Source organism: Serratia sp. SM04 (assembly GCF_040280225.1).
Lineage (GTDB): Bacteria > Pseudomonadota > Gammaproteobacteria > Enterobacterales > Enterobacteriaceae > Serratia > Serratia sarumanii.
The window spans coordinates 150096-169217 of record NZ_JBEOQT010000022.1; the positions used below are offsets into that span (position 1 = coordinate 150096).

Annotated in this window: 23 protein-coding genes and 2 tRNA genes; 19 read left to right on the plus strand and 6 right to left on the minus strand. The window is 59.1% G+C overall.

Annotation, left to right across the window (positions count from 1 at the left end; all coding sequences use genetic code 11):
• The first annotated feature begins 50 nt into the window (after positions 1 to 50).
• Positions 51 to 407 carry a helix-turn-helix domain-containing protein gene (locus ABTW55_RS21340; RefSeq protein WP_004928813.1) on the plus strand — a complete coding sequence of 119 codons (357 nt, stop codon included), beginning with the start codon at positions 51 to 53 and terminating at the stop codon, positions 405 to 407.
• A 220-nt stretch (positions 408 to 627) separates the two neighbouring features.
• Here the strand turns inward: ABTW55_RS21340 and ABTW55_RS21345 are convergent.
• Both ABTW55_RS21345 and ABTW55_RS21350 read right to left on the minus strand, forming a co-directional pair.
• Positions 628 to 717 (minus strand) — tRNA-Ser (locus ABTW55_RS21345).
• 474 nt (positions 718 to 1191) lie between these two features.
• Positions 1192 to 1281 (minus strand) — tRNA-Ser (locus ABTW55_RS21350).
• A gap of 447 nt (positions 1282 to 1728) precedes the next feature.
• Here ABTW55_RS21350 and ABTW55_RS21355 point away from each other — a divergent pair.
• From ABTW55_RS21355 to ABTW55_RS21380, 6 genes are all read left to right on the plus strand, one after another.
• A complete protein-coding gene (locus ABTW55_RS21355) occupies positions 1729 to 3195 on the plus strand; it encodes a peptide MFS transporter (RefSeq protein ID WP_039567114.1) in 1467 nt (488 codons plus the stop codon).
• A 126-nt stretch (positions 3196 to 3321) separates the two neighbouring features.
• On the plus strand, positions 3322 to 4263 hold the full coding sequence (gene ghrA / locus ABTW55_RS21360; RefSeq protein WP_041034668.1) for a glyoxylate/hydroxypyruvate reductase GhrA: 942 nt from the start codon (positions 3322 to 3324) through the stop codon (positions 4261 to 4263).
• Positions 4264 to 4352: 89 nt separating this feature from the next.
• Positions 4353 to 5090, plus strand: a complete 738-nt coding sequence (locus ABTW55_RS21365; protein ID WP_060420620.1) for a phosphatase — start codon at positions 4353 to 4355, stop codon at positions 5088 to 5090.
• A 42-nt stretch (positions 5091 to 5132) separates the two neighbouring features.
• The gene (locus ABTW55_RS21370; protein ID WP_033646428.1) at positions 5133 to 5711 is read left to right on the plus strand and encodes a molecular chaperone; all 579 of its coding nucleotides are present in this window, start codon (positions 5133 to 5135) and stop codon (positions 5709 to 5711) included.
• Positions 5712 to 5861: 150 nt separating this feature from the next.
• On the plus strand, positions 5862 to 6515 hold the full coding sequence (locus ABTW55_RS21375; protein ID WP_033638740.1) for a tellurite resistance TerB family protein: 654 nt from the start codon (positions 5862 to 5864) through the stop codon (positions 6513 to 6515).
• Positions 6516 to 6583: 68 nt separating this feature from the next.
• Positions 6584 to 8617 carry a S9 family peptidase gene (locus ABTW55_RS21380; RefSeq protein ID WP_060420623.1) on the plus strand — a complete coding sequence of 678 codons (2034 nt, stop codon included), beginning with the start codon at positions 6584 to 6586 and terminating at the stop codon, positions 8615 to 8617.
• Positions 8618 to 8652: 35 nt separating this feature from the next.
• Here ABTW55_RS21380 and exoX read toward each other — a convergent pair whose 3' ends face one another.
• Positions 8653 to 9321: an exodeoxyribonuclease X gene (gene exoX / locus ABTW55_RS21385; protein ID WP_047727773.1), complete on the minus strand. Its 669-nt coding sequence runs from the start codon at positions 9319 to 9321 to the stop codon at positions 8653 to 8655.
• 423 nt (positions 9322 to 9744) lie between these two features.
• Here exoX and dksA point away from each other — a divergent pair, with 423 nt between their 5' ends.
• Positions 9745 to 10170 (plus strand): RNA polymerase-binding protein DksA, encoded by a 426-nt coding sequence (gene dksA / locus ABTW55_RS21390; protein WP_033653830.1) that lies wholly within the window; start codon positions 9745 to 9747, stop codon positions 10168 to 10170.
• A 193-nt stretch (positions 10171 to 10363) separates the two neighbouring features.
• Entirely contained in the window at positions 10364 to 11317 is a 954-nt protein-coding gene (gene pip / locus ABTW55_RS21395; protein ID WP_060446493.1) for a prolyl aminopeptidase, read from the plus strand.
• 31 nt (positions 11318 to 11348) lie between these two features.
• Here the strand turns inward: pip and ABTW55_RS21400 are convergent, their stop codons facing one another.
• Entirely contained in the window at positions 11349 to 11579 is a 231-nt protein-coding gene (locus ABTW55_RS21400) for a DNA polymerase III subunit theta (protein ID WP_033642715.1), read from the minus strand.
• 345 nt (positions 11580 to 11924) lie between these two features.
• On the opposite strand from ABTW55_RS21400, the gene ftnA reads away from it, so the two are divergent.
• The 5 genes from ftnA to ABTW55_RS21425 all read left to right on the plus strand — a co-directional run bounded on the left by ftnA (position 11925) and on the right by ABTW55_RS21425 (position 15330).
• Positions 11925 to 12437, plus strand: a complete 513-nt coding sequence (gene ftnA, locus ABTW55_RS21405) for a non-heme ferritin (protein WP_060420626.1) — start codon at positions 11925 to 11927, stop codon at positions 12435 to 12437.
• Between the two features lie 330 nt (positions 12438 to 12767).
• Positions 12768 to 13151 carry a CopC domain-containing protein YobA gene (gene yobA / locus ABTW55_RS21410; protein WP_004940886.1) on the plus strand — a complete coding sequence of 128 codons (384 nt, stop codon included), beginning with the start codon at positions 12768 to 12770 and terminating at the stop codon, positions 13149 to 13151.
• A 2-nt stretch (positions 13152 to 13153) separates the two neighbouring features.
• Positions 13154 to 14035, plus strand: coding sequence for a copper homeostasis membrane protein CopD (gene copD, locus ABTW55_RS21415; RefSeq protein ID WP_047568032.1), 882 nt, complete (start codon positions 13154 to 13156; stop codon positions 14033 to 14035).
• A 69-nt stretch (positions 14036 to 14104) separates the two neighbouring features.
• The gene (locus ABTW55_RS21420; protein WP_025302452.1) at positions 14105 to 14446 is read left to right on the plus strand and encodes a YebY family protein; all 342 of its coding nucleotides are present in this window, start codon (positions 14105 to 14107) and stop codon (positions 14444 to 14446) included.
• A gap of 476 nt (positions 14447 to 14922) precedes the next feature.
• On the plus strand, positions 14923 to 15330 hold the full coding sequence (locus tag ABTW55_RS21425) for a hypothetical protein (protein ID WP_230200431.1): 408 nt from the start codon (positions 14923 to 14925) through the stop codon (positions 15328 to 15330).
• Here the strand turns inward: ABTW55_RS21425 and ABTW55_RS21430 are convergent.
• Both ABTW55_RS21430 and ABTW55_RS21435 read right to left on the minus strand, forming a co-directional pair.
• Complete coding sequence (locus ABTW55_RS21430) at positions 15327 to 15545, minus strand: hypothetical protein (RefSeq protein ID WP_033638114.1); 219 nt, start codon at positions 15543 to 15545, stop codon at positions 15327 to 15329. The two genes, ABTW55_RS21425 and ABTW55_RS21430, sit on opposite strands and share 4 nt — an antisense overlap.
• 63 nt (positions 15546 to 15608) lie before the next feature.
• A complete protein-coding gene (locus ABTW55_RS21435) occupies positions 15609 to 15773 on the minus strand; it encodes a hypothetical protein (RefSeq protein ID WP_154609290.1) in 165 nt (54 codons plus the stop codon).
• A 292-nt stretch (positions 15774 to 16065) separates the two neighbouring features.
• Between ABTW55_RS21435 and ABTW55_RS21440 the strand changes: the two genes are divergently transcribed.
• From ABTW55_RS21440 to ABTW55_RS21460, 5 genes are all read left to right on the plus strand, one after another.
• Positions 16066 to 16416, plus strand: coding sequence for a DUF4377 domain-containing protein (locus ABTW55_RS21440; protein WP_033638116.1), 351 nt, complete (start codon positions 16066 to 16068; stop codon positions 16414 to 16416).
• Positions 16417 to 16599: 183 nt separating this feature from the next.
• Positions 16600 to 17799 (plus strand): enoyl-ACP reductase FabV, encoded by a 1200-nt coding sequence (gene fabV, locus ABTW55_RS21445; RefSeq protein ID WP_033638117.1) that lies wholly within the window; start codon positions 16600 to 16602, stop codon positions 17797 to 17799.
• A 227-nt stretch (positions 17800 to 18026) separates the two neighbouring features.
• Positions 18027 to 18245 carry a hypothetical protein gene (locus tag ABTW55_RS21450; protein WP_033646423.1) on the plus strand — a complete coding sequence of 73 codons (219 nt, stop codon included), beginning with the start codon at positions 18027 to 18029 and terminating at the stop codon, positions 18243 to 18245.
• Between the two features lie 171 nt (positions 18246 to 18416).
• The gene (locus ABTW55_RS21455; RefSeq protein WP_033646422.1) at positions 18417 to 18722 is read left to right on the plus strand and encodes a hypothetical protein; all 306 of its coding nucleotides are present in this window, start codon (positions 18417 to 18419) and stop codon (positions 18720 to 18722) included.
• 43 nt (positions 18723 to 18765) lie between these two features.
• Positions 18766 to 19101: a hypothetical protein gene (locus ABTW55_RS21460; protein WP_033653833.1), complete on the plus strand. Its 336-nt coding sequence runs from the start codon at positions 18766 to 18768 to the stop codon at positions 19099 to 19101.
• Positions 19102 to 19122: the final 21 nt, after the last annotated feature.

A 19122-nucleotide genomic window follows, 5' to 3' on the forward strand; every position in this document is an offset into this window, starting at 1 on the left:
GTATGTGCATCGGGCAGAGGGGAACCCTGCCAAATGATGGGAGCATCAGCATGAACACTACGGGCTTTATTACCGATTTGAAGGCGTGGATCGACAACAATCTGGAAGAGAAACTGGATATCAACACCGTGGCGGATCGCGCGGGCTATTCCAAATGGCACCTGCAGCGCATGTTCAAACGCCAGACCGGCTACGCGCTGGGGGAGTATATCCGCATGCAAAAACTGAAAGTCTCGGCGGAGCGCCTGGCCAACAGCGGCGAGCCTATCGTCAGCGTGGCGATTTCGCTCGGCTTCGACTCACAGCAGTCGTTCAACCGCAGCTTCAAACGCCAGTTCGGCCAAACGCCGGGCGACTGGCGCCGCGCGTTGGCGCAGCCGGCGTCTATGGGGCGCACGCATCACTGAGCGGTTGGGCAGTGGGGATAAAAAAGCCTGAATTTGCGTTCGGGCTTTTTTGTCTATGTGGAAGGAGGGATAGATTCGCTGCGCTCACCCTGCGGGCCGCCGTTGGCGGTCCAAAACGCAGGCGTTTTGTCGAACCCAGTCGAGGGTTCTCACCCTCCCGGCCGGTGCGCTATGCATACAAAAAAGCCTGAACGTGAGTTCAGGCTTTCTCGTTAGAATATGGCGGTGAGGGAGGGATTCGAACCCTCGATACACTTTCGCGTATACACACTTTCCAGGCGTGCTCCTTCAGCCACTCGGACACCTCACCATATTTTTTTGTTGCGAAATCATCGCTGCAACGGGGCGCTACTATAGGGAGTGGGGCCGATCCGGTCAAGAATAATTTCAGTGTTTTTGTTCGTCCGCTCAAGCCGTGCGCACTTTGCTGAAAACTGCGGCGAACGGCAGGGCAGATGTCATGAATAGGCGAGAAAATCAGCGGTAAGGTTCGTGGATAACCGGCGGAAATGAGAATCGCGGTCACAGAGCGGGGGGAGATGCGCAGTGCCCCCCTCTCGGCGGTGCGCCATGCAAATAAAAAAGCCTGGACGCGAATCCAGGCTTTCTCTTTGAATTTGGCGGTGAGAGAGGGCTTGATTCGCTGCGCTCACCCTGCGGGCCGCCGTTGGCGGTCCAAAACGCAGGCGTTTTGTCGAACCCTGTCGAGGCTTCTCGCCCCTCTCGGCGGTGCGCCATGCAAATAAAAAAGCCTGGACGCGAATCCAGGCTTTCTCTTTGAATTTGGCGGTGAGAGAGGGGTTCGAACCCTCGATACACTTTCGCGTATACACACTTTCCAGGCGTGCTCCTTCAGCCACTCAGACACCTCACCGTTTTGTTGTCGAAAACGCTTTGCGCTGTCGACGGGCGCTAATGTAGGAGAATCTGATCTCAGCGTCAACCCTCTTATTTCATTCTCATGACTGTTTAGCCAAACTTGCAGCAATTTGCTGATTTACCGAACGATATTCCCACTCGCGGCCGCCAGCGGGCAGGGCTGGCAGCGGTAAGAATCCATGAAAGACGATCGCTTGACCTTTTTCTGTGCAGATAGCTCAATATATCGCCATTGAGGTTGGGTTGTTTGCTGTTATATGCATTAATACTGGATTATTAGTCAGATGTGTCGCTAAATGGAATCATGTCGGCGCGGCGTTTTTGGCAAGGAACATCACGTCGCCGCGCAGATTGCCGGGTGACAGGCCGGCGATATCGCAGACAGGGACAGACTCATTACATAATAATGCAGTAGAGGTTCGTTGTGACTCCTTCAGATGCCATACCGGCGCCGCAAGCGCGCCATGCCATTCCCCCCGGTGCGGGGGCGCTGTTCTTCATCCAAATCTTCGCCACGCTGGGCTTCGCCGTGCTCTACTCCACGCTGGTGCTGTACGCCACCAAGCGATTGGGTTTCAACGAAAGCAGCGCCAACGCCATGATGGGCGTGTTCGGCGCCTTCAACTATGGCCTGCACATGTTCGGCGGTTACCTCGGCGGCCGATTCCTCAGTAACCGCAATCTGTTCGTGCTCGGCATGGTGCTGCAGGTGATCGGCTGCGCGCTGATTGCCGTCGCGGGCGTGTGGGGGCTGTACTGGGGGCTGGCGATGTTCCTGACCGGCAGCGGCCTCAACGTTACCTGCATCAATATGATGCTCACCCAGCGTTTCAAGCCGGACGATGATCGGCGCGAATCGGCGTTCCTGTGGAACTACGCCGGTATGAACCTCGGGTTCTTCGTCGGCTTTACCGTCGCCGGGTATTTCCAACTGACGGAAAACTACCGCGCGCTGTTCCTGTTCGCCACGCTGGGCAACGCGGCGGCGATCGTCGTCGCCGTCTGCCGCTGGCGCATTCTGGCGGATCTCAATACGCCGCTGCGCGACGCCAGCCGCAGCCAATACCGTTGGCGCATGCTGGTCGGGCTGGCGGTGCTGGTGGCGCTGGTGCCGATCATCCGCGTGATGCTGACCCACGCCGAGTTCAGCGGCCACTTCGTGATCGTGCTCGGCGCGCTGATCTTCCTGATGCTGTGCGTGGTGACGCTGCGCCACCATCCGCGCGATGAGCGCCGCAGAATGGCGGCCTATCTGATCCTGGCGCTGGGCTCGCTGGTGTTCTGGGCGTTGTACCAACTGGCGCCGATGGGGCTGATGCTGTTCTCCGAGCACAACATCAACCTGAACGTTTACGGCATTCAGGTGGCGCCGCAGTGGATCCAGAACATCAACACGCTGGTGATCGTGGTGGGCGGCCCGCTGCTGGCCTGGTGGTTCAACCGCTTGCGCGCTCGCGGTTGCAACATCGACATTCCGCTGCAGTTCTCCGGATCGCTGTTCTGTATCGGGCTCGGCATGCTGGTGCTGCCGCTGGGCATCAGCATGGCGGGCGGCGATGGGCTGGTGGCGTTTAAATGGATCGTCATCAGCTATGTGCTGCAAAGCGTCGGTGAATTGATGATCTCGCCGATCGGTTACGCCATGATCGGCAAGTTGGCGCCGCCGCGCTATCAGGGCGTGATGATGGGCTGCTGGATGATGGTGACCGGCGTCGCCTCGGTGCTGGCGGGCTACGTCTCCGGCCTGATGCCGGAAAACAGCGGCAGCACGCCGCTGCAGACCAACCCCGGCTACAGCGAAATCTTCAGCGCGCTGGGCTGGGGGGCGACGGGCGTCGGCGTGGCGATGCTGATTCTCATTCCGCTGCTGCGGCGCCTTATCCGGCGCGACGGCCCGTCTGCCGCCTGATTGGCTAACATGCACAACAGCCCCACTGGTCGGGGCTGTTTTTATTTTGGGCTTTAACGCTTGCATCCGGCGGCGAATCGCGGAAGGCTGGAGGTAAACCAATAAAAACAAACGGGAGCCCGCAGTATGAACATCATTTATTACCACCCCTTGTTTAACGCCCAGGAATGGCTGGCCGGCATCAAGCAACGCCTGCCGCAGGCCGAGGTCCGCGAGTGGCAGCGCGGCGACGAACGGCCGGCCGATTACGCGCTGGTGTGGCGCCCGCCGCACGAGATGCTGGCCAACCGCCGCGATCTGAAAGCGGTGTTCGCCCTCGGCGCCGGCGTTGACGCGATCCTCGATCAGGAGCGCAAACACCCCGGCACGCTGCCTGCCGGCGTGCCGCTGCTGCGGCTGGAGGATACCGGCATGGCGCAGCAGATGCAGGAATACGCGCTGAGCTATGTGCTGCGCTATTTCCGCCGTTTCGACGAGTATCAGGCGCTGCAGCAGCGGCAGGAGTGGCAGCCGCTCGATCCGCACTCGCTGGATGATTTCACCATCGGCATCCTCGGCGCCGGCGTGCTGGGGCAGAGCGTGGCGCGCAAGCTGACCGAGTTTGGCTTCAGCGTGCGCTGCTGGAGCCGCAGCGCCAAACAGATCGATGGCGTGCAAAGCTTCGCCGGAGAGGCGCAGCGCGCTGCCTTCCTCGACGGCGTCAAATTGCTGATCAACCTGCTGCCCAATACGCCGGAGACCGTCGGTATTCTCAACCGCGAGCTGTTCGCGCAGCTGAGTTCGGGTGCCTATCTCATCAACATCGCGCGCGGCGCGCACCTGGTGGAAGCCGATCTGCTGGCGGCGCTGGAGCAGGGGCAACTGGCCGCCGCCACGCTGGACGTGTTCGCCCGCGAGCCGCTGCCGCAGGATCACCCGTTCTGGCGTCATCCGCGTGTCACCATTACCCCGCATATTGCTGCCATCACGTTGCCGCAGCAGGCGATGGATCAGATCGCCGCCAACATCCGCGCGCTGGAGGCGGGGCATGCCCCGGCCGGCGTGGTCGACAGGCAACGGGGGTACTGATCCTTCTGCCGCCGTTCGGTAGCTGATAAGCTGTTATCGTCATCGCGCCTGCCCGTGCCTTTGCGGGCGGCCCTCTGGAAGGAGAAACAATGTACCCCGTTGATTTGCATATGCACACCGTCGCCAGCACCCACGCTTACAGCACGCTGCACGATTACATCGCCGAAGCCCAGCAGAAGGGCATCAAGCTGTTCGCCATCACCGATCACGGCCCGGACATGGCCGATGCGCCGCACTACTGGCACTTTATGAACATGCACGTGTGGCCGCGCCTGGTGAACGGCGTGGGCATTTTGCGCGGCATCGAAGCCAACATCAAAAACCTGCAGGGCGACATCGACTGCACCGGCCCGATGTTGACCGCCACCGACATCATCATCGCCGGTTTCCATGAGCCGGTGTTTGCGCCGCAGGATAAAGCGTCCAATACTGAAGCGATGATCGCCGCGATGGCGCAGGGGGACGTGCATATCATCAGCCACCCCGGTAACCCGCGCTACCCGATCGACATTCCCGCCGTCGCGGCGGCGGCGGCAAAATACGAGGTGGCGCTGGAGCTGAACAACTCGTCGTTCACCCACTCCCGCAAGGGCAGCGAGGCCAACTGCCGGGCGATCGCCGCCGCGGTGTGCGATGCCGGCGGCTGGCTGGCGCTGGGCTCGGATTCGCACGTCGCCTTTTCGCTGGGTAACTTTGAGCACTGCGAGCGCATTATCGAAGAGGTGGGCTTCCCGCAGGAGCGTATTCTCAACGTCAGCCCGCGCCGGTTGCTGGACTTTCTCGAGCGGCGCGGCAAGCCGGCGATTGCGGAATTGGCCGATTTGTGACATCGTCCCGGCAAAATTTTCCGTATTGTATAAGGCATTATCATGAATGAGTTTTCCATTGTCTGCCGCGTGCTGGGTACGCTGTTCTACCGTCAGCCGCAGGATCCGCTGTTGGTGCCGCTGTTCGCGCTGATCAAAGAGGGCAAGCTGCAGCAGCACTGGCCGCTGGAGCAGGATGACCTGCTGAAACGCCTGCAGCAGGGCTGCGACGTCAACCAGCTGGCGACCGATTTCAACGCGATGTTCGTCGGCAGCGAGTGCAGCGTGTCGCCGTTCCGCTCCGACTACGTCGAAGGCGCCAGCGAAGCGGACGTGCGCACCTTCCTGCAGCAGCGCGGCATGCCGCTGGCGGAGGCGCCGGCCGATCATTTCGGCCAGCTGCTGCTGGCAGCGTCCTGGCTGGAAGATCAATCGCAGGAAGATGAAGCGCAGGCGCAGATCGCCCTGTTCGACGAGTTCCTGCTGCCGTGGTGCGGCCGCTTCCTCGGCAAAGTGGAAGCACACGCCACCACCGGTTTTTACCGCACGCTGGCGCTGATGACCCGCGACGCTATCCAGGCGATGCGCGACGAGCTGGCGGAGTACGAGCAGGACGACGAAGCGGGCGACGAAGAAGCGTAACGCCGCAGCTTACCCAGGCGGGCCGTCCGGCCCGCTAAACACAGGTTTGCATCCCCCAGACGTAAATTGACAAAAGATCCCTTAATCTGGCGGTTTACCGTCGGCTCGGCCGCGCCTGCGCGCCGCGCTTTTTCACGCAAGGGGCAGATGATGAAAAGTAACTGGATGCAGCAGATTCAAACGTTGATCGGGCAGAAGGCCGGCGCGATGGGCGGGGCGGAAGGCATCGGCAAGCTGCTGGCGCCCACGGCGCTGGGCGGCCTGGTCGGCGTGCTGTTGGCCAACAAGTCCTCGCGCAAGCTGGTGGGCAAGTTCGGCAAGAATGCGCTGATCATCGGCGGCAGCGCGGCGGTGGGCGCGGTGCTGTGGAACAAGTATAAGCAGCGGGTGAAAGAGACCCATCAGGACGAACCGCAGTTCGGCCTGCAAACCACGCCGGTGGATCTGCGCGCCAAACGCCTGGTGCAGGCGCTGGTGTTCGCCGCCAAGAGCGACGGCCATATCGATGCCGACGAGCAGCGCGCCATCGATCACAGCCTGGCGCAGCTGCAGGTGGGGGAAGAGGCGCAGGGCTGGGTGCAGGAAGCGATCGAGCAGCCGCTCAACCCGGAATTGATCGCCCGCAGCGTGCAAAACGAAGACGAGGCGCTGGAGGTTTACTATCTGAGCTGCCTGGTGATCGACGTCGATCACTTTATGGAGCGCGGCTACCTCGACGCGCTGGCGCAGGCGCTGAAGATCCCGGCGGACGTCAAGCAGGGCATCGAGAGCGACGTCAACGAGAAAAAGCGCGAGCTGGCGTAGCGCCGCTTGGCAAGCCGGGGGGAATCATGTCACTCTTGCCGCAATCTATGTAAGCGGATGATTTAGCAATGATGACCCCACCGAAAGCGGAAAAACGCCCTTATCCCATTACCATCCACGGCGACACGCGCGTGGATGACTATTACTGGCTGCGCGACGACGAGCGCGCAGACCGCCAGGTGCTGGACTACCTGCAGGCGGAAAACGCCTACACCGATGCGATGCTGAAACCGCAGCAGGCGCTGCGCGAAACCCTGTACGAAGAGATGGTGGCGCGCATTCCGCAGCAGGAACATTCGGTGCCTTACGTGCGCCACGGCTATCGCTATCAGACGCGCTATGAGCCGGGCAATGAATACGCGATTTCCGTGCGCCAGCCGCAGGCCGAGAGCGAGCGCTGGGAGGTGCTTATCGACGGCAACCAGCGCGCCGAGAATCACGAGTTTTACACCCTGGGCGGGCTGGACGTCAGCCCCGACAACCAGCGGCTGGGGGTGGCGGAGGATTTCCTGTCGCGCCGCCAGTATGACATTCGCTTCAAGAACCTGGCCGACGGCAGTTGGGCGGACGAAGTGCTGGAGAACACTTCCGGCAGCTTCGAGTGGGCCAACGACTCCTCGACGGTGTACTACGTGCGCAAGCACGCCAAGACGCTGTTGCCGTATCAGGTTTATCGTCACGTGGTGGGCAGCGATCCGCAGCAGGACGAGCTGATTTACGAAGAGCTGGACGATACCTTTTACGTCGGGCTGGAGAAGACCACCTCCGAGCGCTTTATCCTGATCCACCTGAGCAGCACCACCACCTCGGAGATCCTGCTGCTGGACGCCGACCGTGCGGACGCCAAGCCGCAGCTGTTCGTGCCGCGTCGCAAGGATCACGAATACGCCATCGATCACTATCACCAGCATTTCTACATCCGCTCCAACAAGGACGGCAAGAACTTCGGCCTGTACCAGAGCGAACAGGCGGACGAAGCGCAGTGGCAGACGCTGATCGCCCCGCGCGCCGACGTGATGCTGGAGGGCTTCAGCCTGTTCCGCGACTGGCTGGTGGTGGAGGAGCGCAGCGCCGGCCTGACGCTGCTGCGCCAGATCCACTGGCAGACTGGCGAAGAGAAGCGCATCGCCTTCGACGATCCGACTTACACCACCTGGCTGGCGTACAACCCGGATCCGGAAACCGCGCTGCTGCGCTACGGCTATTCGTCGATGACCACCCCGACCACGCTGTATGAGCTGAATATGGACAGCGGCGAGCGGACGATGCTCAAACAGCAGGAAGTGAAGAACTTCACGCCGGAAAACTACCGCAGCGAGCGAGTCTGGGTGAAGGCGCGCGACGGCGTCGAGGTGCCGGTCTCGCTGGTGTATCGCCAGGACAGCTTCCAGCGCGGCGCCAACCCGCTGATGGTATACGGCTACGGCTCCTACGGCAGCAGCATGGATCCGGCGTTCAGCGCCAGCCGCCTGAGCCTGCTGGATCGCGGTTTCGTGTTCGCGCTGGCGCACATTCGCGGCGGCGGCGAGCTGGGGCAGCTGTGGTATGAAGACGGCAAGCTGTTCAACAAGCAGAACACCTTCAACGATTTTATCGACGTAACCGAAACGCTGATCGCCCAGGGTTACGGCGACGGCAAGCGGGTGTTCGCCATGGGCGGCAGCGCCGGCGGCCTGCTGATGGGCGCGGTGATCAACCAGGCGCCTCAGCTGTTCCACGGCGTGGTGGCGCAGGTGCCGTTCGTCGACGTGGTAACCACCATGCTGGACGAGTCTATCCCGCTGACCACCGGCGAATATGACGAGTGGGGAAACCCGAACGAGCAGGCCTATTACGACTACATCAAGCAGTACAGCCCGTACGATCAGGTGAAGGCGCAGGCATACCCGCATCTGCTGGTGACCACCGGCCTGCACGATTCGCAGGTGCAGTATTGGGAGCCGGCCAAGTGGGTGGCCAAGCTGCGTGAGCTGAAAACCGACGATCGGCAGCTGCTGCTGTATACCGACATGGATGCCGGCCACGGCGGCAAGTCCGGGCGCTTCAAGGCCTATGAGGATATTGCGCTGGAGTACGCCTTCATTCTGGCGCTGGCGGAGTAACGACATTCGGCGGGCGGCCTGCGCCGCCCGCCATGTTAGCCAATCAGATAGTATTTCAGCGTGTGTTTCATGTCCGGGCTCAGATCGTCGATGGATTTCAGCATCCAGCGCAGATAGCCGGGATCTTCCTGGGCGATGCGATCGATCTCCTGTCCGCGATACTTGCCGAATTTGAACTTCTTCAGCAGCACCGGTTGTTCGGTGATCTGCACCATTTGCTCCGGCGTCCAGCCCGAATCCTTGATGATGCGTTGCAGCAGCGCGGCGGTGACGTAGCAGTCGTACAGCGCGCGGTGCGGGTACAGCGTGGCGTCTGCCGGCAGCTGCACGTCCAGGTTCAGCGCGTAGCGCAAATACTGGTTGCCGTACTTGATGTCCGGATACAGCGTGCGCGCCAGCTTGAGCGTGCAGATCCAGGCGCCGTTCATCTCCGGCAGCACGCCGCGATCGAAAGCGGCGTTGTGCGCCACATAGTAGGGGCAGCCCTGATAGCGGCCGATCGCCACCGCAATGCGCGGTTTGCCTTCCACCATCTGTTCGGTGATGTGATGAATCGCCATCGCGTCGAGGCTGATGGGGCGATCCGGGCTGACCAGATCGCTCATCGGGTTGGTCAATTGGCCGTCGAGCAGATCGAGGGAGGCCACTTCCACCACGCCGCCGTCCAGCCCACAGGTCTCGGTATCTATTACGCGTAACGTCATGTTTTCCTCTGCGTTGCCGTCAGGCCTCAGCTTAACCGGCGCAGGCGGCCGTGCCAACCGCCCCAGGTTGTAGGCAATAAAAAACCCGCCTTGGCGGGTTTAATGACGGATGGAAGGGCGCTTACTCACCAGACGGATGCGCTTTTTTGGCGCGTTTCTCCGCACGTTTCTCGGCTGGGGTTTTCAACGGCTTCTTCTTCGCATTCTTTTTGCTATCCATTCCCTTACTCATGATGGCCTCTCGTTACCTATGATTGGGTGGCTTGCTCAGCCATTAACCGCCTAAAGCCGGCAGGATGCAAGCGACAAAGTGCGAATTGTGTTTAACCGGCTGTTTGTGCGTGAAATTTTGTTTTTGGATGACCGGGTGCTAAAAATAAATATTATGTTATAATGTTACACTTTTGGTGTTGGGAGAGCGCAATGACAGTCATGACGTTACCGGATGCGCAGCAACTGCTGGCCATGCCGGATTCTGATTATATGAACTCGGTTCAACGGGCGTTTTTCCGCCAGCTGCTGCAAGATGAGCGGCAAAAGCTGCTGCTGCACATCGATGAGCTGAAAAAAGAGATCGACGGCGGCGAAGCGACGGGCGATGAAGCCGACAAGGCGGCGCGCGAAGAGGATCTGCGCCTGCTGTTCCGCCAGTTGGATCGCGAAAGCCGCCTGCTGCCGAAAATCGATGCGGCGCTGGCAAGGTTGCAGAACGGCGAGTACGGCTACTGCCGGGAAACCGGCGAACCTATCGGGCTGGCGCGCCTGCTGCTGCGCCCGACGGCGGAACTGAGCATCGAGGCGAAAACCGCGCAGGAGATGCGCGAGCCGCATATGCGCAAAGGTGGCTAACTGAGTTCCCGGGGGGGCGAATGCGCCCCTCAACCGATAGGGCCTGTGGGCATTTTGCAGGCAGGTCGTTGCGATTTTGAGCAAACGCGCGCTGAGTTCTCGGCGCGCGTTCTAGTTTTCGGGTTTTACCGTTGACCTGCCGGGCGGGTTCCGCTTTGATGAAAGCATGACTCACAGAGAGACGGAAAGCGCCATGGAACAATTACGAGGTTTGTACCCGCCGTTAGCGGCATACGACAGCGGTTGGCTGGACACTGGGGATGGCCACCGGATCTACTGGGAGCTGAGCGGCAACCCGAACGGTAAGCCGGCGGTCTTCATTCACGGCGGGCCGGGCGGCGGCATCTCCCCGCATCATCGCCAGTTGTTCGATCCCGAACGCTACAAGGTGCTGCTGTTCGATCAGCGCGGCTGTGGCCGCTCCCGTCCGCACGCCAGCCTGGACAACAACACCACCTGGCATTTGGTTGCCGATATCGAGCGGCTGCGCGAAATGGCCGGCGTCGATCAATGGCTGGTGTTTGGTGGTTCCTGGGGGTCGACGCTGGCGCTCGCCTATGCGCAGACCCACCCGGAGCGCGTCAGTGAAATGGTGCTGCGCGGCATTTTCACCCTGCGCAAGCAGGAGCTGCATTGGTATTACCAGGACGGTGCGTCACGCTTCTTCCCGGAAAAATGGGAGCGCGTGCTGTCCATTCTGTCGGATGAAGAGCGTAAAGATGTGATCGCCGCCTACCGGCAGCGGCTGACCTCGGCCGATCCGCAGGTGCAACTTGAAGCGGCCAAGTTGTGGAGCGTGTGGGAAGGGGAGACGGTCACGCTGTTGCCGAGCCGCGAATCCGCTTCGTTCGGCGAGGATGATTTCGCGCTGGCGTTCGCCCGGATTGAAAACCACTATTTCACCCATCTGGGCTTCCTGGAGAGCGATGACCAGCTGCTGCGCAACGTGCCGCTGATCCGCCATATCCCGGCGGTGATCGTCCACGGCCGCTATGATATGGCCTGCCAGGTGCAGAACGCCTGGGATCTGGCCAAGGCCTGGCCGGAAGCGGAATTGCAGATCGTGGAAGGGGCGGGGCATTCGTATGACGAGCCGGGCATCTTGCACCAGCTGATGATCGCCACCGACCGGTTCGCCGGCAAGTGACGCAAAAAACCCGCCGTAACGGCGGGTTTTGTTATTTGGCCTTCGGCTCGTACGGCAGGCGCGAAAACTTGTGGGATTCCGCGCGGTAGTGCGCCACACGCTCGCGAAAATAGTCGCGCAGCGGTTCCGGCTGCTCGCGCTCCACCACTTCCGGGATCACCGGCATGTTGTAGCGCTCTTTGTACGCCACGCCTGAGGCGGCGAGATCCACGTTCACCCTGTCCATCTCTTCTTTGGACAGCTCGGCCAGATTGTAACCCACGCTATGCTCCTTACTTACTTTGCCGCATTGAACCTGCGCAGAAGGTAATCCACCCGGCGACGCTTGGCAAGCCCGTAGCGCCGCCGCGGCGGGCGATATTTTCCAAAGAGTAATGCAATCTATTTATTCTTTTAAATAAGAATGATTCGCTTTTTGATTAAAATAAAAGATGGGAATAATTATCATAATAATTAGCGTGAATTTCTATATGATTTTATGTGTTTGATTTTAATTAAATAAATAATTAATATTGATCGGGTGTAAATAAGGTGTTTTTATTTTTACGGCAGCAGGGCATAATGCGCGGAAATTAAATTCATGACCTGCAAAATAAAAGGAATCATTATGCTGACGCAAGAAATGACTCAAAAGCTGAATGAGCAACTGAATCTGGAGTTCTACTCCGCCAACCTGTACCTGCAAATGAGCGCATGGTGCAGCGATAAAGGCTTTGAAGGCGCCGCCGCATTTCTTAAAGAGCACTCTCAGGAAGAGATGCAGCATATGCAACGCCTGTTCGACTACCTGAGCGACACCGGCTCTTTGCCGCTGCTGGGCAGCATCGCCGCGCCGCCGGTGGCGTTCGAATCGCTGGCGGACGTGTTCCAGCAGACCTACGAACACGAACAGCTGATCACCCGTCAGATCAACGAACTGGCGCACGCCGCCATGACCGCACACGATTATTCCACCTTCAACTTCCTGCAGTGGTACGTGGCGGAGCAGCACGAAGAAGAGAAACTGTTCAAATCCGTGCTGGATAAGCTGGCGCTGGTGGGCACCAGCGGCAAAGGCCTGTTCTTCATCGACAAAGATCTGAAGAAAATGGGCGCGATGGGCCAGGGCGGCAACGGCTAGGCTTAATTCGCACCAGAATATCGAAAAACCGCGCGCGGGCGAGCCTGACGCGCGGTTTTTTTTTCCCTGCGTTTATCGCGGTTATGCGGCGATACGTGCTGCCGGATCGCAAAATGCCAGTGATGCGCTCGACTTGCCGCAGCGCGGTCGTTATGATTTACCGCGATACGCTACAGGGATGGTAGAGTCAAAACAGCGGGTTAGCCGATACAACCCGTTTTTCTGTTTACCCGTGGCGCAATCATTTGCGGTGGGTTGGGGCCGCTGATACATCGCCTTGGCTGTGGCCTTAACCCTTATGACCCTCTTTTACTGTTAAGGGATACCACTGTGATCGGTAAAATTCGTTCCTCTTGTCGCCTGCTTTCCACCGTTTTCGTCCTGTTCGTCGGCCTGTCTTCGCAGCAAGCGCTGGCGCACGCCCACCTGAAAGTGGAAACGCCGAAGGCCGACGCCAGCGTCAGCCCGGCGCCGAAGGCGCTGACCCTCAGCTTCTCCGAAGGCATCGAACCGAACTTCAGCGGCGTGAAAATCACCGGCCCGGACAACGCCGTGGTGAAAACCGGCAAACTGCAGCTCGATCCGAACAACAACACCCAGGTCAATGTGCCGATCGAAGGTGAGTTGAGCGCGGGCAAATACAACGTCAGCTGGCATGTGGTTTCGGTCGACGGGCATAAAACCAAAGGCCAGTACAGCTTCACCGTAAACTGATCGTGAGTCTGGCGACCCTGTTCGTTCTGTGTCGCTTGGTGCACTTTGCGGCGGTGATGCTGATGTTCGGCATCAGTCTGTTCACCGCCTTACTGTCACCGCAGCGCCTCTCCCCGATCCTCTCCCGCGATGTGCGCCCGCTGCTGCTTGCCGGCACCTGGATTGCCGGGCTTTCCGCCGTGGCGCTGCTGGCCATTCAGGCTGGGCAAATGGGCGACGGTTGGGAAGACGCCTGGCGGCTTGAGGTCTGGTGGGCGGTGCTCGGCACCACCTTCGGCGAAGTGTGGCGCTGGCATCTGGGCCTGTCGCTGCTGGCGATCCTGAGCCTGCTGCTGCCGGAACGGCCGCGTGCGCAGGCGTTGGCGCTGTGTTCGGTACTGCTGCTGGTGAGCCTGGCGTTTATCGGCCACGCGGCGATGCACGAAGGCGCGCTGGGCGCGCTGCACCGCGCCAACCACGCAGTGCACCTGCTGGCCGCCGGCTACTGGTTCGGCTGCCTGGCGCCGCTGCTGGTTTGCCTGCGCTACCTGCAGCCGCCGCAGTGGCGCAGCGACGCCATCACCACGCTGATCCGTTTTTCGCGCTGGGGGCACCTGGCGGTGGCGGCGGTGATCGTCACCGGTATCGTCAACAGCCTGATCATTCTCGGCGGTTGGCCGCTCAACCTCGGTTCGCCTTATCAGCGCCTGCTGCTGATTAAAACCGCGCTGGTGGCGCTGATGGTGATGGTGGCGCTGGCCAATCGCTACGCCATCGTGCCGGCGATGAGCCGCGTGCCGGCGCTGGCGCAGCGCGGCGTGGTGCTGGCCTGCTGGCTCGAAGTCGGGCTGGGGGTGGCGGTGCTGCTGCTGGTCAGTTTATTTGCAACCTATGCGCCGGTTTGACATTTCGGCTTGCCGCAACCGGGCAAGCTGCGGGAAAATCGACGTGAATAGCAACCTTAAGGCCAACACATGAAATCGGTATTACTCGGCATTACGCTGCTGGCAACCGCGACCGGCGCGCTGGCGGCAGACAAACTGGTGAACATCACCAAACTGGAATACGGCAAACAGTGGGCGTTCACCAAGGAAGAAGTGACGCTGCAGTGCCGCAGCGGCGGCGCGCTGTTCGTGCTGAATAACAGCACCCTGATGCAATACCCGCTCAACGACGCAGCGGAGCAGCAGGTGAAGAAGGGCCATCAGCGCGCGCAGCCGCTGGAGGTGCTCCTGCTGGACGACCCTGCCGAACCGGGGAAAAAAATGAGCCTGGCGCCGTTTATCGAACGCGCCGAGAAGCTGTGCGCTGACTAACCGCTTGTTTGCCAACGCCTTGCCCAGCGCGCGCGGATTGATGCGCATTTGCCGCATAGTTATTTCGTCACGAAACTATCACGCGGCCGCCGGGCGGCTGGCAAAACTGGCGCGGTAGGCTACTCTTAAAGTGCACGGCTGAACAAGCCCTGCATTAAATGCCAACTTTTAGCGCACGGCTCTCTCCCAAGAGCCATTTCCCTAGACCGAATATAGGAATCGTATTCGGTCTTTTTTTGTGTGATTGATTTATAAGGGAATTCCACTTAAAGCGCCAATAAAACTTTGGTTTCTCTTTCCAGTCGTAACACCTCAGCTCCGCACTCCTCACCCGCACATATCGCTAATTTAGCCGCACCAAAAGTCATTACGTCATTTATGGCGCTGATAAGCTCCGGTCATTGCTCCCATCACCGGTTAAATGAGAATGGCATTATGGGGAATATCAAGGCATTAAGCGTTATAAAAGGAAACCTGTGTTGAACGATCGGTTGAGCCAGTTGAAGAGGGTGTTGCCCGCCTATCTTGAGGCGTGGCGTGAGGGCGCTTTACCCTCTGACTGGGGGCAGGTGGCTAATCCTGAAGTGGTTGCCGCCCTGTTGGCGGAGTGGGAGGCGCTGAGCGAATTGGCGTCGCTGTTCGAAACCGCGACTGAAACCCCAACCGATCCCGCCGCGTTTTGGCAGGCGCGCGCCGAGCTGATGGCGCAGCGCAATCGTGAGCTCAGTGCCCAACTGGCGACGCCAATCCGTTTGCCCGGCGCACGGGTAGCCTTCTTTGGCTATGTGAAAACGGCGGTGATGGACGCCAGGCAGGTGAAGGCGGCAATTCGCGATGCCGGTTTTACCATTGCGGGCGACAGCCAAAATGAGAACACGGCTTAACGCGGCTTCTTCTCAAATTTCTCGGCAAAAAAGAACCGCAGCAATTTATGGGTCCACAGCAGCATTGCGCCGACCACCACCAGCGAGACGACGAAATGCGACAGGTTTTTCGGCGCGGCGTAGCCGTGAGTAAAAGAAACCCCGGCGCCGCTGAGCAGCAGGGTGGCGATCCAAAAGCCGAGTAGCAGGCACAAGGTACGGAACAGTTTAAACATTGTTATCACCGAAATGCTGAAAGCGCCGACTGAACGGAAAGACTCAGCCGGAGCTCTGATTAGTTAAAACAGCTGAGCGTGAGCAGGTATTGCCGCCTTTATTGCTGTGCTGCTGCTGTTGTTCTTGTTGCCACCGTTGTTGTTGACGCGTCCATTGCTGCCGCGGTTGTTGGCAAAGTTACCTGCGCCGGCGATCAGGTGAAAATATTTAGCCTCGATCTCTTGCATAAAACTCCCTCTTTATCGATTCGGTTAAATGGCGTATAGCTTGCGCAAGCCAGCTGTTTTTAACAGAAAAAACGGCGGGGATAATTACTGGTTCGGATAAGAACAGGGGATTTATTTGCAGGTATTTACCAGGCTGATAAGCGTGCCGGAGATTGATATTCCTGCGTGAGTCATTTCGCTTAACAAGACGTTCTTTACGATGAATGGCGCCGCCACCGGCGCGCAGCAAGGTTCAATTCACCCAGCCAATTTGTTAGGATCGCCCGACCTACATGACTATTGGTGCAGTACATTGAAAATTAAAGCGTTGTTATTTGTTGCGTTGGCCGCACTGGCCGGCTGCAGCCAGGAGGGAACCTCGATGAATCAGCCCGCAAACGAGAAAGGCGGCCAAACGGAAGTGTTGCTGGTGAACAGTGCGCTGGTGGACTGCGTGGGCGTCGCCCCGATGAAGTGCATGCAGGTGCGCCGCTCCGCGCAGCAGCCGTGGGAGTTGTTCTATACCGGCATCGAAGGTTTCACCTTCGAACCGGGCTATCAGTATCGGCTGAAAGTGCGCGTTACTCCGGTAGAGAACGTGCCGGCCGATGCCTCATCGCTGCGTTACACGCTGATTGAGCAGTTGGAAAAGAACAAGGCGTGACCCTCGACAGGCCGGGTAATCGCAATCCGGCCTGCCATGATTATCCCTTTACCATCATGACATGCCTCGGCGGTGGGCTTGCCGACTGGTCTGTTCACTGCGCTTGTTTTCGCACTTTCTTAAGTATATTGAGAAAATCAGGTATATTGTCCTTCGGTTTTTAGCTACCAAGAAAAAATTACTATGATTATCAAACCTAAAATTCGTGGTTTTATCTGCACCACCGCTCACCCGGCAGGCTGTGAAGCCAACGTCCGTGAGCAAATCGCCTACGTTAAGTCGCGCGGCGAACTGAAAAACGGGCCTAAAAAGGTGCTGGTCATTGGTGCATCCACCGGTTACGGTCTGGCCTCGCGCATCAATGCCGCTTTCGGCAGCGGTGCGGCCACCATCGGCGTATTTTTCGAGAAGCCTGGCAGCGAAGGCAAAACCGGTTCCGCCGGTTGGTACAACTCCGCCGGTTTCGACAAGGCAGCTAAAGAAGAAGGCCTGTACGCGAAAAGCATCAACGGCGACGCATTCTCCAACGAGTGCCGTCAGACCGTGATCGATCTGATCAAAAAAGACCTGGGTCAGGTTGACCTGGTGGTTTACTCGCTGGCTTCGCCGGTGCGTAAGATGCCGGAAACCGGCGAAGTGGTGCGTTCCGCACTGAAGCCGATCGGCGAACCGTACAAATCCGTTGCGCTGGACACCAACAAAGACGTGCTGGTTGAAGCCGTGGTCGAGCCGGCCAACGAGCAAGAAATCGCCGACACCGTGAAGGTGATGGGCGGCCAGGACTGGCAGCTGTGGATGGACGCGCTGGACGAAGCGGGCGTGCTGGCGGATAACGCGCAGTCTGTCGCTTACTCCTACATCGGCACCGATCTGACCTGGCCAATCTACTGGCACGGCACGCTGGGCAAGGCGAAAGAAGATCTGGATCGCGCGGCGCACGCCATCAACCAGAAGCTGCAGGCCAAAGGCGGCGCGGCTTACGTTGCGGTGCTCAAGTCGGTGGTGACTCAGGCTTCCTCTGCCATTCCGGTGATGCCGCTGTATATCTCCATCGTGTTCAAAATCATGAAGGAGCAGGGCATTCACGAAGGCTGCATCGAGCAGATCCAGCGTCTGTTCGCCACCAAGCTGTACAGCGGCGCGGCGCCGGACACCGACGAGAAACACCGCCTGCGTCTGGATGACTGGGAACTGCGCGACGAAGTGCAGGAAACCTGCCGTGCCATCTGGCAGCAGTTGAACGACAACAACATCAACGAACTGACCGATTATCAGGGCTACAAGGCGGAGTTCCTGCGCCTGTTCGGCTTTGGCCTGCAGGGCGTTGACTACGACGCCGATCTGAGCGGCGAAGCCAATTTCGACGTGATCGAGCTGGTCTAAGCGCGTCGAGCGGTCAAACAAGGTCGGGTTAGCCCGGCCTTTTTTATTGCCTGCGAATTATCGGGTGGCTAAGCGAAAATGTTTATTTTGGGTTAACAGACGAACCGGGTGATTAACATCGGCAGTCGGATGGTGAAATAACGGCGGTTATTAAACTAAAGAAAGTCATTTTTTTATTTACCCTTGCCGCCGGCTGCGGGTATTTTATTTCCTTTAAGGAGGAAATTATGACATGGCGTTATTGTGCCACGGTATCGTTGTTTTTGTTGAGCGGCTGTAGCGCGATTCAGCCGACGTCGACGTCCCCAGACTGGTCTCAGCCGCAGCCTGCCACGCGGGAGCAGCGGCAACGCATCATGGCGGGTGAGTCCGCCTCCTCGGTATTACATGAAGGAAACGTCGGCATTGGCGGCACCTTTGATGGGGCGAAAATATTCGATCGTTAAGCCGCTAAATATATTCAGCCAAATTAATGCGCGCATTCTGCCGATATTGTCGGAGGGTTTACCTTTCCTGCGTTATTCTGCCGTGGCCCAACCATTCATTGCGTTAACAGACAATTCGTTTTCCTTATAGGGAACCGCCGGTTTATTTCGGCGTAATCAAAGGAGTTGCCCATGGCGAAGGAGATGGCCGCGATCTTTCTCTTGCTGTTGCTGCCGTTAAGCCAAAGCGCCGGCGCGGCGCGTTACGACAGGCCGTGCGAAGGCGTGTCGCCGGTGCTGTTTCAAAAGCGCCTGAAAGCATTGGCGCAGGATTTGCGGCAGGAAATGAGTGAGGAAGCGACGCCGACAGAGCGCGATGCGGAGGAGCTGGCGCGCTTGGCGGAGTGCGGTATCGAGCCCGGCAAAGCGCCCGTCACCGGTGGGCAGCGAGCGCCGCATTCCGAGGAAAAACCGCCGGCATCGCCAAACGGGTGTTGAGCCGGCGTGCGCGCAGAGTCAAGCGATGTAAAAGGAGTCATTGATGAAAAGGATTGTGTTGGCCGGCGTGGCCTTGTGTAGCTGCTGCTTCGCGCAGGCGCGGGTGGATTTGGAATACCATGCGGCGCCGCCGAAGGACAGTAAGGTCACCGAGGAGTACCAGAAAAAGCGCGACGCATTGCGCCACAAGGTGTGGAATGTCGATAACCTGACGCTGGCCAACGAGCAGGCGATTGCGCGCGAACAGCAGCGCGAGGCGGCAGAGACCGCCGAGCGGCAGCAGCGGAACCTGGAGCAGCAACAGAAAAAGCAGCGCTGCCTGCGGAGACGCTCGAAAGATCCTCACCGCGAGGCGAAGTGTTACACGCACAGCTTCTAACATTAATCGTCCGGGCGCCAT

Coding starts and splice junctions, on each gene's coding strand:
- ABTW55_RS21340 (WP_004928813.1), top strand. CDS start 51: ATGAACACTACGGGCTTTATTACCGATTTGAAGGCGTGGATCGACAAC.
- ghrA (WP_041034668.1), top strand. CDS start 3,322: ATGAACATCATTTATTACCACCCCTTGTTTAACGCCCAGGAATGGCTG.
- ABTW55_RS21365 (WP_060420620.1), top strand. CDS start 4,353: ATGTACCCCGTTGATTTGCATATGCACACCGTCGCCAGCACCCACGCT.
- ABTW55_RS21370 (WP_033646428.1), top strand. CDS start 5,133: ATGAATGAGTTTTCCATTGTCTGCCGCGTGCTGGGTACGCTGTTCTAC.
- ABTW55_RS21375 (WP_033638740.1), top strand. CDS start 5,862: ATGAAAAGTAACTGGATGCAGCAGATTCAAACGTTGATCGGGCAGAAG.
- ABTW55_RS21380 (WP_060420623.1), top strand. CDS start 6,584: ATGATGACCCCACCGAAAGCGGAAAAACGCCCTTATCCCATTACCATC.
- exoX (WP_047727773.1), bottom strand. CDS start 9,321: ATGACGTTACGCGTAATAGATACCGAGACCTGTGGGCTGGACGGCGGC.
- dksA (WP_033653830.1), top strand. CDS start 9,745: ATGACAGTCATGACGTTACCGGATGCGCAGCAACTGCTGGCCATGCCG.
- pip (WP_060446493.1), top strand. CDS start 10,364: ATGGAACAATTACGAGGTTTGTACCCGCCGTTAGCGGCATACGACAGC.
- ftnA (WP_060420626.1), top strand. CDS start 11,925: ATGCTGACGCAAGAAATGACTCAAAAGCTGAATGAGCAACTGAATCTG.
- ABTW55_RS21420 (WP_025302452.1), top strand. CDS start 14,105: ATGAAATCGGTATTACTCGGCATTACGCTGCTGGCAACCGCGACCGGC.
- ABTW55_RS21430 (WP_033638114.1), bottom strand. CDS start 15,545: ATGTTTAAACTGTTCCGTACCTTGTGCCTGCTACTCGGCTTTTGGATC.
- ABTW55_RS21435 (WP_154609290.1), bottom strand. CDS start 15,773: ATGCAAGAGATCGAGGCTAAATATTTTCACCTGATCGCCGGCGCAGGT.
- fabV (WP_033638117.1), top strand. CDS start 16,600: ATGATTATCAAACCTAAAATTCGTGGTTTTATCTGCACCACCGCTCAC.
- ABTW55_RS21450 (WP_033646423.1), top strand. CDS start 18,027: ATGACATGGCGTTATTGTGCCACGGTATCGTTGTTTTTGTTGAGCGGC.
- ABTW55_RS21455 (WP_033646422.1), top strand. CDS start 18,417: ATGGCGAAGGAGATGGCCGCGATCTTTCTCTTGCTGTTGCTGCCGTTA.
- ABTW55_RS21460 (WP_033653833.1), top strand. CDS start 18,766: ATGAAAAGGATTGTGTTGGCCGGCGTGGCCTTGTGTAGCTGCTGCTTC.